Source organism: Bacillus sp. DTU_2020_1000418_1_SI_GHA_SEK_038, from assembly GCF_032341175.1.
Taxonomy (GTDB): Bacteria; Bacillota; Bacilli; order Bacillales; family Cytobacillaceae; genus Cytobacillus.
This window is the reverse complement of sequence record NZ_CP135435.1, coordinates 3,592,614-3,607,168: the sequence shown is the minus strand read 5'-3', so window position 1 is coordinate 3,607,168 and position 14,555 is coordinate 3,592,614. Positions and strand designations below refer to the sequence as shown.

The 14,555-nt window shown below is 38.4% G+C and carries 11 protein-coding genes; 7 read left to right on the top strand and 4 right to left on the bottom strand.

What is annotated here, in order from left to right; translation table 11 throughout:
* Window positions 1-116: 116 nt before the first annotated feature.
* On the bottom strand, window positions 117-1,562 hold the full coding sequence (locus RRV45_RS18020; RefSeq protein WP_315666037.1) for a sigma-54 interaction domain-containing protein: 1,446 nt from the start codon (window positions 1,560-1,562) through the stop codon (window positions 117-119).
* A 223-nt stretch (window positions 1,563-1,785) separates the two neighbouring features.
* On the opposite strand from RRV45_RS18020, the gene pruA reads away from it, so the two are divergent.
* From pruA to RRV45_RS18000, 4 genes are all read left to right on the top strand, one after another.
* Complete coding sequence (gene pruA / locus RRV45_RS18015; protein ID WP_315666036.1) at window positions 1,786-3,333, top strand: L-glutamate gamma-semialdehyde dehydrogenase; 1,548 nt, start codon at window positions 1,786-1,788, stop codon at window positions 3,331-3,333.
* Between the two features lie 271 nt (window positions 3,334-3,604).
* The gene (locus RRV45_RS18010) at window positions 3,605-4,795 is read left to right on the top strand and encodes an ornithine--oxo-acid transaminase (RefSeq protein WP_315666035.1); all 1,191 of its coding nucleotides are present in this window, start codon (window positions 3,605-3,607) and stop codon (window positions 4,793-4,795) included.
* A gap of 301 nt (window positions 4,796-5,096) precedes the next feature.
* Window positions 5,097-6,446, top strand: a complete 1,350-nt coding sequence (locus tag RRV45_RS18005; RefSeq protein WP_315666034.1) for a glucose-6-phosphate isomerase — start codon at window positions 5,097-5,099, stop codon at window positions 6,444-6,446.
* Between the two features lie 219 nt (window positions 6,447-6,665).
* Entirely contained in the window at window positions 6,666-7,073 is a 408-nt protein-coding gene (locus RRV45_RS18000) for a YugN-like family protein (RefSeq protein WP_315666033.1), read from the top strand.
* Here the strand turns inward: RRV45_RS18000 and RRV45_RS17995 are convergent.
* From RRV45_RS17995 to RRV45_RS17985, 3 genes are all read right to left on the bottom strand, one after another.
* A complete protein-coding gene (locus tag RRV45_RS17995; protein WP_315666032.1) occupies window positions 7,070-8,062 on the bottom strand; it encodes a potassium channel family protein in 993 nt (330 codons plus the stop codon). The two genes, RRV45_RS18000 and RRV45_RS17995, sit on opposite strands and share 4 nt — an antisense overlap.
* A gap of 131 nt (window positions 8,063-8,193) precedes the next feature.
* The gene (locus RRV45_RS17990; protein WP_315666031.1) at window positions 8,194-8,397 is read right to left on the bottom strand and encodes an aspartyl-phosphate phosphatase Spo0E family protein; all 204 of its coding nucleotides are present in this window, start codon (window positions 8,395-8,397) and stop codon (window positions 8,194-8,196) included.
* 211 nt (window positions 8,398-8,608) lie between these two features.
* Complete coding sequence (locus tag RRV45_RS17985; RefSeq protein ID WP_315666030.1) at window positions 8,609-10,318, bottom strand: PucR family transcriptional regulator; 1,710 nt, start codon at window positions 10,316-10,318, stop codon at window positions 8,609-8,611.
* Window positions 10,319-10,664: 346 nt separating this feature from the next.
* On the opposite strand from RRV45_RS17985, the gene RRV45_RS17980 reads away from it, so the two are divergent.
* The 3 genes from RRV45_RS17980 to RRV45_RS17970 are packed head-to-tail and all read left to right on the top strand — an operon-like array spanning window position 10,665 to window position 14,526.
* A complete protein-coding gene (locus tag RRV45_RS17980; protein WP_315666029.1) occupies window positions 10,665-11,549 on the top strand; it encodes an oxamate carbamoyltransferase subunit AllH family protein in 885 nt (294 codons plus the stop codon).
* Window positions 11,546-13,096, top strand: coding sequence for an acyl-CoA synthetase FdrA (gene fdrA, locus RRV45_RS17975; RefSeq protein WP_315666028.1), 1,551 nt, complete (start codon window positions 11,546-11,548; stop codon window positions 13,094-13,096). The genes RRV45_RS17980 and fdrA overlap by 4 nt, the downstream gene beginning before the upstream one ends.
* 2 nt (window positions 13,097-13,098) lie before the next feature.
* Window positions 13,099-14,526: a YlbE family protein gene (locus tag RRV45_RS17970; RefSeq protein WP_315666027.1), complete on the top strand. Its 1,428-nt coding sequence runs from the start codon at window positions 13,099-13,101 to the stop codon at window positions 14,524-14,526.
* Window positions 14,527-14,555 lie beyond the last annotated feature (29 nt).

Below are 14,555 nucleotides of genomic sequence, written 5' to 3'. Positions count from 1 at the left end.
ATGGGGCTGTCCAAAAAGAAAAGGTGCCAGGAACCACAATACAATATCTAATGTCAAGGAGTATGAACTAGATATTGGTGTTATGGTGGAGCCAAGCACCTTGTAGGATAGCCTATTTAAAAATGAATATTTCCCCTTTCTATGGTTTCTTCTTTCCTAATTTGATGCTTTTTAAGCCGATATTGCAGGTTTTGCCGGCTCATGCAAAGAGATTTTGCGGCTTGAGTAATATTATATTGATGACGCTGCAGTACTTTTTCTAAGTAGTTCTTCTCTGCTTCATCCATATACTCGTCCAAGGACTTAATTTGCTTGCTTGATTCTTTTAGATGATCTGCAGGAAACTTCGGAGTAAAATCATCATTTTTAAATTGCGGCTTATTACGGAAATGGATCGGCAAATGAAGATAACCAATTTTCTCCTCATGAACAATCAAGTTCATCGCACCTTCTATGACATGCTCAAGCTCCCGTACATTTCCAGGCCAATCATATTGTTCAAATACGCTTAAAACATGATCATCGATCCCTTGAACCTTCATGCCAAAAAGGTGATTGTATTTTTCAATAAAGAAGCGGACAAGATCTTGAATGTCTTTCCTTCTATCCCGCAATGGGGGGATGAACAAAGAAACAACACTCAATCGGTAATACAAATCTTTTCGCAGCCTTCCATCGGAAATTGCATCGATAGGATCCTCATTTATAGTTGCAATGATTCGGACGTCAACCTTTCGATCCACGGTGTCTCCTATTCGTCTAACCATTCTTTCCTGTAAAACCCTTAAAAGTTTCGCCTGCAAGGCTGGATTCAAAGAATTGATTTCGTCAAGCAACAAGGTTCCGCCTTCCGCCTGCTCGAAAAGACCAGGGCGTTCAATCGCACCTGTAAAAGCACCTTTCTTTGTCCCGAAAAGCAGCCCCTCAATTAAACTGTCAGGCAAAGCGGCACAGTTTTGAGAGATGAAAGGCTTTGATGACCGATGGCTTCCATTATGAATGCTTTGTGCGAATAGCTCTTTTCCTGTTCCTGTATCCCCAACGATAAGAACAGATGAACTGGTGCGCGTCGCTCTCTTGCTTGACTCAATCACATTCTTAATTTCCTCACTGCTTCCGATAATGCTATCGAATGTATAGCGGGTGTTCCCTTTTTTATTCATATTTTCTCTAATCAGTTTTTCTAGTTTTGTCACATCGCGGGCAATTTCCATTGCGCCAATTCGAACGCCTCCATCAGAAACAGGAAAGGTGTTATTAATTGTTGTTATCTCCTGTCCTTTATTATTAAAATAGGTTTGCTTAGCATTAATGATTTTTTCTCCATGGGTTAAAGCTCTCAGAAGGGTGCTGGCCTCGTCCTTGTGAAAGGAAAATACATCTAATAGCTCTTTATCGAGTACATCTGAGTAATCCATTCCCTCCATCTCAGCCATTTTTTTATTATAAATAATCGTTTTGCCTTCGTGATCGATTACGTGAACGCCAATATCTATTTCCTTAAGTATCTGTTGAAAAAATTTATTAATTAATTGCAATTGAGAGAGGTTTTGATTATTCATTACTTTGCTCCTTCATCATTCTTCTCTTCATTTTATGAAAATAATAGGAGGGGTGCAATATATTTTTGCTCTTTAACCAGGATTAATAACTGAAAGCGCAAAATTGTTTTGCTGCTGCGAAAGAAAAATCAACATTTGACGCAGTATACATATTTGGCACATTTCTTGCAATCATAAATGGAGGAATGAAAAAGCATAAGAATGTATTAAGGGGGAAGGAATCATGGTACAAGCTTATAAACATGAGCCATTCACAAATTTTAAGTTAGATGAAAATCGCGAGGCTTATTTAACAGGTCTAAAAACGGTTGAAAGCTATTTAGGAAAAGATTACGATTTAGTCATTGGCGGAGAGCGTATTTCTACTGAAGAAAAAATTGTTTCTTATAATCCTGCTAATAAAGAAGAAGTTATTGGACGTGTATCCAAGGCAAGTCAAGAGCTAGCTGAAAAAGCAATGCAGGCTGCAGTTGAAGCGTTTAAAACATGGAAAAAAGTAAAGCCGGAAATTCGTGCAGACGTTCTTTTCAAAGCAGCTGCAATTATCCGCCGCCGCAAGCATGAATTCTCCGCTCTTCTAACAAAAGAAGCAGGAAAGCCTTGGAATGAGGCGGATGCGGATACAGCTGAAGCAATTGATTTCTTAGAGTACTATGCTCTTCAAATGCTGCGAATTAAAGATGGTGTTCCAGTGAACAGCCGTCCAAACGAATTCAACCGTTATGACTACATTCCATTAGGAGTAGGAATCATTATCTCTCCTTGGAACTTCCCGTTAGCGATTATGGCTGGTACGACAGTGGCAGCCATCGTAACAGGAAACACTGTATTATTAAAACCAGCTTCAACAACGCCAATTGTTGCAGCGAAATTCGTTGAAGTTATGGAAGAAGCAGGACTTCCAGCAGGTGTTCTTAACTTCGTTCCAGGAAGCGGTGCAGAAGTGGGCGACTACTTAGTTGACCATAAAGACACTCGTTTCATCAGCTTCACAGGTTCTCGTGATGTAGGTCTTCGTATTTTCGAACGTGCTTCAAAAATCAATGAAGGTCAAATTTGGATGAAGCGTCTCATCGCAGAAATGGGCGGAAAAGATACGATTGTTGTCGACAAAGAGGCAGACCTTGAGCTAGCTGCAACTTCTATTGTTGCTTCTGCATTCGGATTCTCAGGACAAAAATGTTCTGCATGTTCTCGTGCAGTAGTTGTGGAAGATGTTTACGATCAAGTATTAAACCGTGTTGTTGAATTAACAAATGAATTAACACAAGGTGATCCAACAGATCCAAACAACTACATGGCAACGGTTATTGACCAAAGTGCCTACAACAAAATCATGAGCTATATTGAAATCGGCAAGCAAGAAGGCAAGCTGATGACAGGCGGCGAAGGAGACGATTCGAAAGGCTACTTCATCAAACCAACTGTATTCGCTGATCTTTCACCAGAATCTCGCATCATGAAGGAAGAAATCTTTGGACCAGTGGTAGGCTTTACAAAGGCTAAAGATTTCGATGATGCAATTGACATTGCTAACAACACAGAATACGGTTTAACTGGTGCAGTTATTACTAATAACCGCATGAACCAAGAAAAAGCACGTGAAGATTTCCATGTTGGAAACCTATACTTTAACCGTGGATGTACAGGTGCTATTGTAGGCTACCAGCCATTCGGCGGATTCAATATGTCAGGAACTGACTCTAAAGCAGGCGGACCTGATTATCTGCTTCTTCACATGCAAGCAAAAACAACATCTGAAATGTTCTAACTTTATTCAGCATTAATCTTGAATTTCTAAAAGGTATATAAAATGTAAACGAAGTTCCAATTCAACAGGAATAAACCTTGCTGAATAAAGTTAAAGCCTCCGGCGGATGCCTCAGATTTTTAAAGGAATTTATCGAGCCAGCTCGATAAAAATCTGGGCGCAAATACGCCAAGGCGAATTTGATAAATAAAATTTCCCTTTCAGGGTTTAAAGTGTTACAGCTTAAATGTACAATGAAGAGGATTAATCGGAAAATAGGAGGCTTATTTAAATGACTATATCAAGTACATTAATTGAACAAACTGATAAGTACGGCGCAAAGAACTACCATCCGCTTCCAATCGTTATTTCAAAAGCAGAAGGTGTTTGGGTTGAGGATCCAGAAGGCAATAAATATATGGATATGCTGAGTGCTTATTCCGCAGTAAACCAAGGACATAGACATCCGAAAATTATTCAAGCATTAAAGGATCAAGCAGATCGTGTAACACTAACTTCACGCGCATTCCATAATGATCAGCTTGGACCATGGTATGAAATGATTTGTAAGCTAACAAATAAAGAAATGGCTCTTCCAATGAATACAGGTGCTGAAGCGGTTGAAACAGCATTTAAAGCTGCTCGCCGCTGGGCATATGATGTAAAAGGCGTTGCGGAAAATCAAGCTGAGATTATTGCATGTATTGGGAACTTCCACGGACGTACAATGACAGCTGTTTCTCTTTCTTCAGAAGCAGAATATAAGCGCGGATTTGGACCGATGCTTCCTGGCATTAAATTAATTCCTTACGGAGATCTAGAAGCATTGAAAGCGGCAATCACTGAAAATACTGCGGCATTCTTAATTGAGCCAATCCAAGGCGAAGCTGGAATCATCATTCCTGAAGAAGGCTTCATGAAAGCGGCTTATGAAACATGTAAAGAAAACAATGTATTATTCATTGCTGATGAAATTCAGGCTGGTCTTGCTCGTACTGGTAAAATGTTTGCTTGTGAGTGGGAAGATGTTAACCCAGATATGTACATTTTAGGAAAAGCTTTGGGAGGCGGAGTGTTCCCAATTTCCTGTGTCGTTGCAAACAAAGAAGTCCTAGGTGTATTCAATCCAGGTTCTCACGGCTCTACATTTGGCGGAAATCCAATGGCTTGTGCTGTATCCATTGCTGCAATGGAGGTTCTTGTTGAAGAAAACTTAGCTGAGCGTTCTTTAAAGCTTGGTGAATACTTCGCAAACAAATTAAAAGAAATCAAAAACCCAATGATTAAAGAAGTTCGTGGACGTGGCTTATTTATTGGTGTTGAATTAACGGAACCTGCCCGTAAATATTGTGAAGCGTTAAAAGAAGAAGGCTTATTATGTAAAGAGACGCATGATACAGTCATTCGCTTCGCTCCTCCACTTGTGATTACAGAGGAAGAGTTAGATTGGGCTATTGAACGTATTAACAAAATTTTGGGCTAATCTTTTATTATAAAGGAAAGCAAAAATAATGATACCATTCTAATGTTATGAAAAAATCCTTGTACGGTATGTGCAAGGATTTTTTTGCGTCAATATTTAAACCAAAAACTCGACAGATTTTTATTATAAATGAAAAAAATGTCAATATATTACGATTAATAATGTCTGATGTTTCTTGATTAAAGAAAGGCTTTTCGTTAAAGTGATAGAGAGAATAAAGCAACAGGTTTAAATAGGACGCTTTTTGGCAATAATTCCTGATTTGTATTCTTTAACAATTATCTATTTGGGAGGATCGGAGATGGCATATGTTCGTTTTGATTACTCGAAAGCACTATCTTTTTTTAGTGAACACGAGCTCACCTATTTACAGGATGCTGTAAAGGTTGCCCATCATTCTTTACATGAGCATACAGGTCAAGGAAATGAATTTTTAGGATGGCTGGATTACCCAGTTCATTATGATAAAGAAGAGTTTACACGGATCAAACAAGCAGCAGAAAAAATAAAAAGTGAATCCGATGTTTTACTTGTGATCGGAATTGGCGGTTCCTATTTAGGAGCGCGGGCGGCTATTGAAATGCTTAATCATAGCTTCTATAATTCTTTGTCAAAAGGAAAAAGAGGCACACCACAAATTATTTTTGCAGGCAATCATTTAAGCTCTACATATATGAAGGATGTAATTGATTTTCTAGAAGATAAGGATTTTTCGATTAATGTAGTTTCTAAATCAGGGACAACGACTGAGCCGGCCATTGCTTTTCGTATTTTCCGCAAGCTATTAGAGGAAAAATATGGGGTCGATGAAGCGCGCACACGCATTTATGCAACAACAGATAAAGAAAAAGGTGCATTAAAAACATTCGCCGATGAAAGGGGCTATGCGACCTTTGTTGTTCCCGATGATATAGGAGGGCGTTACTCCGTATTAACAGCTGTAGGGCTTCTGCCTATTGCTGTAAGTGGAGCCGATATTGATGAAATGATAAAAGGTGCGGCACACGCCCGTGAAGAGCAAAGCAGCTCTGAACTGTTGGATAATCAAGCTTATCAATATGCAGCTGTCCGCAATATTTTATATCACAAAGGAAAGACGACAGAAATGCTCATAAATTATGAGCCAGCGCTACAATCCTTTTCAGAGTGGTGGAAGCAGCTTTTTGGGGAAAGTGAAGGGAAAGACTTCAAAGGAATCTTCCCTGCCTCTGCCAATTTTTCAACAGATTTGCATTCTATTGGTCAATATATTCAAGATGGGCGGCGCAACCTTTTCGAGACGGTGTTAAAGGTAGAAAAACCACGCCATGAATTACTAATTGAAGAAGCAGATAATGACTTAGACGGTCTAAATTATTTGGCTGGAAAAACAATTGATTTTGTAAATGATAAAGCTTTCCAAGGTGCCATGCTTGCACATACGGATGGAGGAGTTCCAAACCTAATTTTATCCATTCCTAAATTAGATGCCTTCACCTTTGGCTACCTCGTTTATTTCTTTGAAAAAGCTTGTGCGATGAGTGGCTATTTACTAGGTGTCAACCCATTCGATCAGCCAGGTGTAGAGGCTTATAAAGTAAATATGTTTGCTCTTTTAGGAAAACCGGGGTATGAAGATAAGAAAGCAGAGCTAGAAAAGCGGCTTAAATAAGAAAAGCGGAAGCGCCTCGGTCACCCCCGACAAGCACAAGCCAATCCTCCCGGAAAGGTGTTCTTTACCTTTCTGGGAGGATTGGCTTGTGACCTCGAGGGGGTAGGCGCTGAAGCTAGACAATAGGAAAAGGAGTGTTCGTCACGGCGAACACTCCTTTTTTAATGAAAACTTTACTTTCGGGAAAACTAATGAAAAGTATGGAAAGGAGAATCATAAATGATTGAAATTCCTTCAGAATTAGAGGGTAAAAACTTTGATTTGTATAAATTAGAACAGAAGTTAAAACCGATTGGCTATTCAATTGGCGGCAATTGGGACTATGATAAAGGTTTCTTTGATTATAAGATCGATAACAAGGAGGGCTATCAGTTTTTAAGGCTTCCTTTTATGGCGATAGACGGGCAGCTTGATGCCAGAGGCTGTACTGTTGAGCTAGGGCGCCCGTTTCTGCTCTCACACCTATATGAGGATGGTTTGGACGACCATGCACATACAGCGGTCATATCCGGATCATTTAATCAATTTTCGGAGCCAACCGAAAAGGATGCTGAATTCCCGGAAAAATTCATGGATAATGGGAAAGCACTCGTCAAGGAACTGGAGGCTGTGCTCTTGAATGGTTAATTTGTAATAATAATTAACTGGTCATTAGCATGAATAATAAAGGGGTTCGGAGGATTTAATATAGTTTCCTCCCCTCTTTTTATTCCAAGCAATAAGGTTCCGTTTTTAATGAGTAATTGGCTAAGCTCCATATAGGACATGTCTAATATTTCTGAAGTGACCTGCTGGAACGTTAATTTTCGGTTATCCAGCTGCCGTAATAGATCTAAAAAGGATGTTACGAGCTCTTGAGAGAAGATGCTATTAATCATAACGAAGCTTGTTAAAATGTTTGTTTGGACTACTTCATCTGCGCCAGCTCTTTTTGCGTTGGCAACCTGCTCTAATGTTAAAATTTCAACGATGCATGGAACATGGGGATTAAGCCCCTTTACTGCAAGCAGGGTTAAAATGGATCCCATGTCAGCATGAAGCTCTCCCTTATTTGGGTCAGCGGTAATAATCACTTTACTAGCTTCTAGGATGTTTGCTTTTATTAACACATCATCAACGTTAGAACGACCTTGAATAAAATGCACATTCCTATTAGGTAATGGATTTTTTTCAAGTGATTCATCAATTAAGGTGATGGTCATATCTTTATAATTTTTGCACAGTGCCTGAAGAATTTCACGTGAACGTTCATTCCACCCAACAACGATCAGATGGTTTTTCCCTTTGAACGCAAGCTTCCCTTCAATTAAATCATTCTGTCGTGTTACTGCAACAGTAGCCAATGTGACAAAATAGGAGGCTAAAAATCCAGCTCCGACCATGATTAAGGCTATCCCAGTAAGTCTCCCGAGAACAGTCTTCGGTGCAAAATCTCCATAGCCAACTGTAGCTGCTGTCACTACAGCCCACCAAATACCTTCGAAAATAGTTGTAAATTGTTCTGGTTCTAGTAAGTGAATAATCGTTCCAAATGTAAAAATCAGCAAAAGTGAAATAATTAATACTCTAAAAATTAGCGGTAGACGCGCAAAGCTAGTAAATAAATTGTATGACAAAATATGACACCCCTAAAAAAGAATCTGTATTCAGTATGGACGAATTAGGGGGATTTCATAAATTTAACTCTTATAAAATAGAAAAAGAGCTAGATCTTCTAGCTCAATTTTAGAAAAGAATATAAGGTCAATTAACTTGCTGAATGACCAGTATGGATAGCTGGTTCACTTATTGAAAAGTGCAAAAGGTGAAGGTAGATCAAACGGTCTAGTTTCTGGCTATAATTTATCGTTTCAGCACTATTCATTCCGGTTTCATGTGCGATTTGGATCATTTCGTTTCTCATTACATTAATTCGCTTGAGGACTAATTGCTCTAGTGAATACTTGTTCATCTTCATCTTCACCTACTTATGTTTTTCAAGTATATCTTTATTATAGGAGATATTTCATATTTCGAAATAGATTCGACAAAGGTTCTAAGAAAAAGACATTTTACTTCATTTTTTACATAAATTTGGGAGTGTCACTAGAGCGAAAGTCCTAATAAGTAGTCATACCATCTATGTAGATGACATGGCTATACTATTATGGGTGACCCATTCTTTATGAATTTAGCTGCAAATTTTTATTTAATAGTCTAAAGATTTTAAGTGATAATTGAATCCTAAGTAGCTCTTCTGAATTCTTTAGATCGCTGTTCAAGATTTCCTTAATTTTTTCAATGCGATAAATGAGTGTATTCCTGTGTAAAAACATGGCTTTAGCAGTTTCGCTGATATTCTGGTTATTAATAAAGAAATTTTCTAAAGTAACAATATAGCTTGTGCCATGTAAGGAATCCTGCTCATATAATTTGCCAAGGCATTTAACGAAAAACTCTTCTAGTACCAAGTCCTTAATATTGGAGTCTAAAAAATGGTAGACAGAATGATCCTCGAAATGGGCAATTCCGTCCCGATCCTCAAACTTCTGCATAAGTCTAACCGCTTCATTTGCTTCTGAGAAACTTTTATGGAGTGAATGAATTGAGTTATACTGTCTGCCAATCCCCATTAAAAAATTCGTATTAACAATATTGCTAGTTAGTATTTCTTGAATATCACGAGTATATTGTTTAGCTTCATTAATGGTTATTGAAGGTTTTGCTTCGTTTTGACCAAATAAAATAATAATGCGGTTGTTGCGATAGAAGCATGTAATTTCCCCATTTGCATTACCCGAATTTTCGTAAACTAACTGCACACATCTTTTTAGTATACCTTCCAATCTATATTTTCTCGCGATCATGTCTTCGTACTCATTTAGTTCATTAGATTCAATATTAATCACGATGCAGTGATATTTATAGTTAGGGTTCAACCCGTGTAAGTTGCACAAAGTCTGAATGGTTTCAGAAGATGTAATCTTCCCGGTTAGTAAATCATCGAAAAAATCCTGTCTGATTTTTAATTTAACATCTTCTATCTCTTTTTCTTTAATTAATTCAAGAGCAATAATGGTTGTGGCTTGTTCTAAGGCAATGTAATCAAATTCTGTTAGCTCGCGAACTGTTTGCCAAACCACAATAAAGCCAAGAATCTCATTTGAAACGCCGATAGGCAGAATGCGGCATCTTATCTCAAAATCTTCCACATGATAAATGCGCTTAATCAACTTTTTCATTAGACTAAAATCCTGAGGAATTAAATCGGTAAACTCCTTCTTGAAAGCGGGCCGATTCTTTACTAAATCAAGGCAGTAGGCTAAAGGTACTTTGTTTTCAACATAATCTGTATAGTGGAGCAATCTCCATTCCTTGTCCATGATAAGAATGGGATTGTTTACTGTGTCCGTCAACATTGAAGAAATCTTTTCAATTCCTCCACCCTCCAACGCTATTCTAAATAAAATATTATGCATATCGAGCGTTTTACGGTTTAGTAAATCGTATCTGCCAGAAGCCTTTTCATTGATAATCGAAATGACTTTGGACAAAGTGTATTCAAGCGGCAGCTCCAACAATGGCAATCCATACTTATTTGCTTGTTTAATCATATTTTCTGGGATTTTATCGAAATAACGTTTCATTTTAATTACTAGTCCTGAGCAATTAATTTCAGATAATTCCTTAATTATTCGATTTTGCAGCTTTTCATTACCTTTGAAAATATATCCCGTTGATAAGAGGAGTTCATTTGAAGATAGCCAATCAAAGGCATCGGGATTTTCCATAATGTTTACGATAGAAATAACATTATTAATTCCCTGCTCCCCAGCAACAACCTTAATCCCATCGATCGCTTTAATTTCTAATAGATCTTTAACTGTTAGCACTTTTCTCAGCTCCTAATGACATAAATTACACACAGGTCCTTGTGCATGATGCACAAGGGAAATGTTTTTTTTTTGGATTTTATACACGATGACTCATATAGGCATTTTATATAAAATAATCTCGTAAGGCCGGTTCATTGTCAAATAGTAATCTGAGAGTAGGGGCTGATTTTGCAGATTAAAAATAGTCCAGACAGAGGTAAGATCGAAGTACATTACTCATTTTTAGAAAAATAACATATTTTTTTCGATTACTATATTTAAATTGTAGGTATTGTAGTAAAGATTTATCTTTGCATAGTTTCAAGCTTGTAGGGAAATAATCTAGACTTAAGAGGTGACTCTATTGAAATTAGCGATATCTGGAGATGGAGAATTCGTTGACTTAGTAGAAGCTTCGAGTTTTCGCGGTATTATTCATAGTGTTTTCAATAGCACTCTCAACATACAAAATCATGATTGTGATGAGCTGTTCACGATTGCGTGTAAGAAACTAGATAATGGACCAAATACAATTATTATTGATTTAGAAAACCTTCATAACACCAGCATTAATGTTAATGAACCAGTTTGTATTTCCGGCAAGTGTATGTATATTGGTAAAAAGCTCACTATCTCTTTTGAAAACATACGAAGGTGGGAAAGCAAATTACCTGAATATCCTAATACGATAGAAATCGTCAACAGGAATTTATCTTTTGTTAAGGACTATATTGAAGTTCATGGAAGAAGCGGAGGAGCCAAAATAGATATCGCTTCCGATCATTTCTTTGCTAAAGAAGTTTCAAGAATGATTGCTGAAAGATCTCAACATCTACAACAGGCATTGCTGAATGGCAGTAGCTCAAGTGCGTTAAAGTATGCGCAATCGTTAATTGGACTAGGTCCTGGCTTAACACCATCTGGAGATGATTTCCTAGTTGGTCTTTTTACTGCATTAAATGTAAGGAATAGCCCTCTATCATCATATCAATCCCTTTGCGAAGAAGTAGTGCAAAAAGCAAAGACATTAACAAACAACATAAGCTTTATGGCATTAAAAAAAGCGTCTATTGGTAAAGTTCGAGAATCCATTATTCAACTCGTCAGTTCCATGCTAAAAGGGAACCGCGATGAATTAATTCTCTCTTTAAATAAAGTATTACACATAGGATCTTCTTCCGGTACAGATATAGCCTTAGGGCTTGTCAGCGGAATGGAGGCCAATATAAAAGCTGGAGGTAAATTATGACTGTACAAGCTGTTATCAAGCCAAACACATATTTCGATTCAGTGTCACTGATGTCTTTATCAACAAAAGCCAACCAAATTGAAGGCGTTGAGCAAGCCATTATTGCAATGGGTACTGAAATGAATAAAGAAGTAATGAAAAATGTTGGACTATTAACACCTGAAATCGAAGAAGCAGGATCTAGTGATTTAATTATTGTTGTTAAAGCTGCAACTGATGAATTATGCGAAAACGCTTTCGTTGGCATTAATGATCTATTAACAAAAAAGAAGAGCCCTTCGAAAAGTGGAAATAGCGAAGTTAAATTTTCTACAATTTCTTCTGCAGCGGAAAACATTCCAGATGCGAACCTAGCCGTAATTGCCGTAAATGGTATGTATGCAGCAAGAGAAGCTAAAAAAGCACTTGAAAATGACTTAAACGTAATGCTTTTCAGTGATAATGTGAGCATTGAAGATGAATTAGCACTAAAACAACTAGCCCATGAAAAAGGCTTACTAATGATGGGGCCAGACTGCGGAACAGCTATTATTGGAAATGTTGCTCTCTGCTTTGCTAATAAAGTAAGAAAAGGCAATATCGGTATCGTAGCTGCTTCCGGAACAGGAAGCCAGGAAGTAAGTGTTCGTATTCATGAATTTGGCGGCGGTATTTCGCAATTAATCGGTACCGGCGGAAGAGACTTGAAGGAAGAAATCGGCGGAATTATGATGCTTGACGGTATTCAAGCTCTTGAAGACGATGAGGCTACAAAAGTGATCGTCCTTGTTTCAAAGCCACCTGCACCAAGTGTTCAAGAAAAGGTTCTAGCAAAAATTAAGGAATGCAAGAAACCAGTTGTCGTATGGTTCATTGGCGGCGATGAAGCAGCAGTAACAGAAGCTGGAGGACATTATGCAAAAATGTCTAAAGACGCTGCGATTAAGGCTGTTGTACTCGCTGGTGCAGACGAAAGCAAGCTAAACAAGCGTGCACTAAACATCCCGTTAATTGAAGAGGTTCGCACGAAGTTAAAGCCAGAACAAAAATATATTCGCGGATTATTCAGCGGTGGGACGCTTTGTGATGAAGCTATGCATGCGGCAAAGGAAAAGTTTGATAATGTTTACAGCAATATTGCTAAAAATCCAGAATTCCGCTTAAAAGATAGAAACACTAGCATAGAGCACACTTTCATTGATTTCGGTGATGATGAATTTACTCAAGGTAAGCCACATCCAATGATTGATCCAGCTACTCGTATCGAAAGATTTATCCAAGAAGCAAAAGACCCAGAAGTGGGCGTAATTGTGATGGACTTCGTATTAGGCTATGGTGCACACGAAGATCCAGTGGGCGCAATGCTGCCTGCTATGATTGAAGCAAAGCAAAATGCTGAGGCAGAGGGCAGACATTTGGAGATTATAGGTTACGTACTTGGAACAGAATTAGACCGTCAAAACCTTGATGATCAAGTGAATAAACTTTTAGCTGCTGGAGTAACACATGCAAGCAGCAGTCAGAATGCTGGTCTATTAGCTAGAGAATTCGTTGTGAAAGGGGAATAGGCATGAGTAAAATTAACGAACTTTTTAATAGTAAACTTAATGTTATTAATGTAGGGGTTGAATCTTTTAAAGATGACATGCATGAACAAAATGCGGAAGTCGCCCATTTGGATTGGACACCTCCAGGCAGAGGAAATCCGAGCTTGATTGCAGCACTTGATAAGCTTGAAGATCCTGCTATTATGGCGAAAATTGAAGAAGCTAACAAATTAGCAGCTGAGAGAATTGTTAACTCACAGCCAGTGTTAATTGGCTATGACCAAGCAATCAATTGTGTACCCGGCATGACGAAGACAACAATCCTCCATGCTGGCCCTCCAATCACTTGGGATAAAATGAATGGTCCAATGAGGGGTGCCGTTACTGGTGCAATCGTATTTGAAGGTTTAGCAAAAACAATTGAAGAAGCAGAGAAAGTAGCAGCTTCTGGGGAAATTACTTTTGCTCCGTGTCATGAGCATAACTGTGTTGGTTCAATGGCAGGGGTAACATCTGCGTCTATGTTTATGCATATTGTTGAAAACAAAACATACGGAAATATTGCTTATACAAACCTAAGTGAGCAATTATCAAAGATTCTTCGTATGGGTGCGAATGATGAGAGTGTAATTAATCGCTTAAATTGGATGCGTGATGTTTTTGGTCCTATTTTAAGAGATGCTATGAAGTTAAATCCGAACGGCATTGATCTTCGCTTAATGCTTGCTCAAGCACTTCATATGGGTGATGAATGTCATAACCGTAATGTTGCGGGAACAACTTTATTAATTCAAGCGTTAACTCCATATATTCTTCAAACAGATTATTCGATAGACCAAAAGCGTGAAGTTTTTGAATTCGTTGCAAGCAGTGACTATTTCTCAGGCCCAACTTGGATGGCAATGGCTAAATGTGCTCTAGATGCTGCACATGGCATTGAGAATAGTACAGTTGTGACAACAATGGCACGTAATGGTGTTGAATTTGGTATTCGTGTAAGCGGAATCGCTGGAAACACTTGGTTTACAGGTCCAGCACAAAAAGTAATTGGCCCAATGTTCGCTGGCTACAAGCCTGAAGATTCTGGCCTAGATATTGGTGACAGTGCTATCACTGAAACATATGGTATTGGCGGATTCGCGATGGCGACTGCTCCAGCAATCGTTGCTCTAGTTGGTGGAACAGTAGAAGATGCGATTGGTTATTCAACGAAAATGAAAGAAATTACAACAACTGAGAACCCAAATGTGACTATCCCTATGTTAGATTTCATGGGTGTCCCAACTGGAATTGACGTTCGTAAAGTCATTCAAACAGGAATTATGCCTATCATCAATACTGCAATTGCTCATAAGGATCCGGGAATTGGAATGATTGGCGCAGGTATTACGAACCCACCTGTAGAAGCGTTTGAAAAAGCAATGCTTGCACTTGCAGAAAATATTCAGTAAGACAACTTTGAATGATCATAATAGAAGGG

What these genes read in the sequence shown, in the direction of transcription:
- RRV45_RS18020 (WP_315666037.1), bottom strand. Translation starts at nt 1,562, where the DNA reads ATGAATAATCAAAACCTCTCTCAATTGCAATTAATTAATAAATTTTTT.
- pruA (WP_315666036.1), top strand. Translation starts at nt 1,786, where the DNA reads ATGGTACAAGCTTATAAACATGAGCCATTCACAAATTTTAAGTTAGAT.
- RRV45_RS18010 (WP_315666035.1), top strand. Translation starts at nt 3,605, where the DNA reads ATGACTATATCAAGTACATTAATTGAACAAACTGATAAGTACGGCGCA.
- RRV45_RS18005 (WP_315666034.1), top strand. Translation starts at nt 5,097, where the DNA reads ATGGCATATGTTCGTTTTGATTACTCGAAAGCACTATCTTTTTTTAGT.
- RRV45_RS18000 (WP_315666033.1), top strand. Translation starts at nt 6,666, where the DNA reads ATGATTGAAATTCCTTCAGAATTAGAGGGTAAAAACTTTGATTTGTAT.
- RRV45_RS17990 (WP_315666031.1), bottom strand. Translation starts at nt 8,397, where the DNA reads ATGAACAAGTATTCACTAGAGCAATTAGTCCTCAAGCGAATTAATGTA.
- fdrA (WP_315666028.1), top strand. Translation starts at nt 11,546, where the DNA reads ATGACTGTACAAGCTGTTATCAAGCCAAACACATATTTCGATTCAGTG.
- RRV45_RS17970 (WP_315666027.1), top strand. Translation starts at nt 13,099, where the DNA reads ATGAGTAAAATTAACGAACTTTTTAATAGTAAACTTAATGTTATTAAT.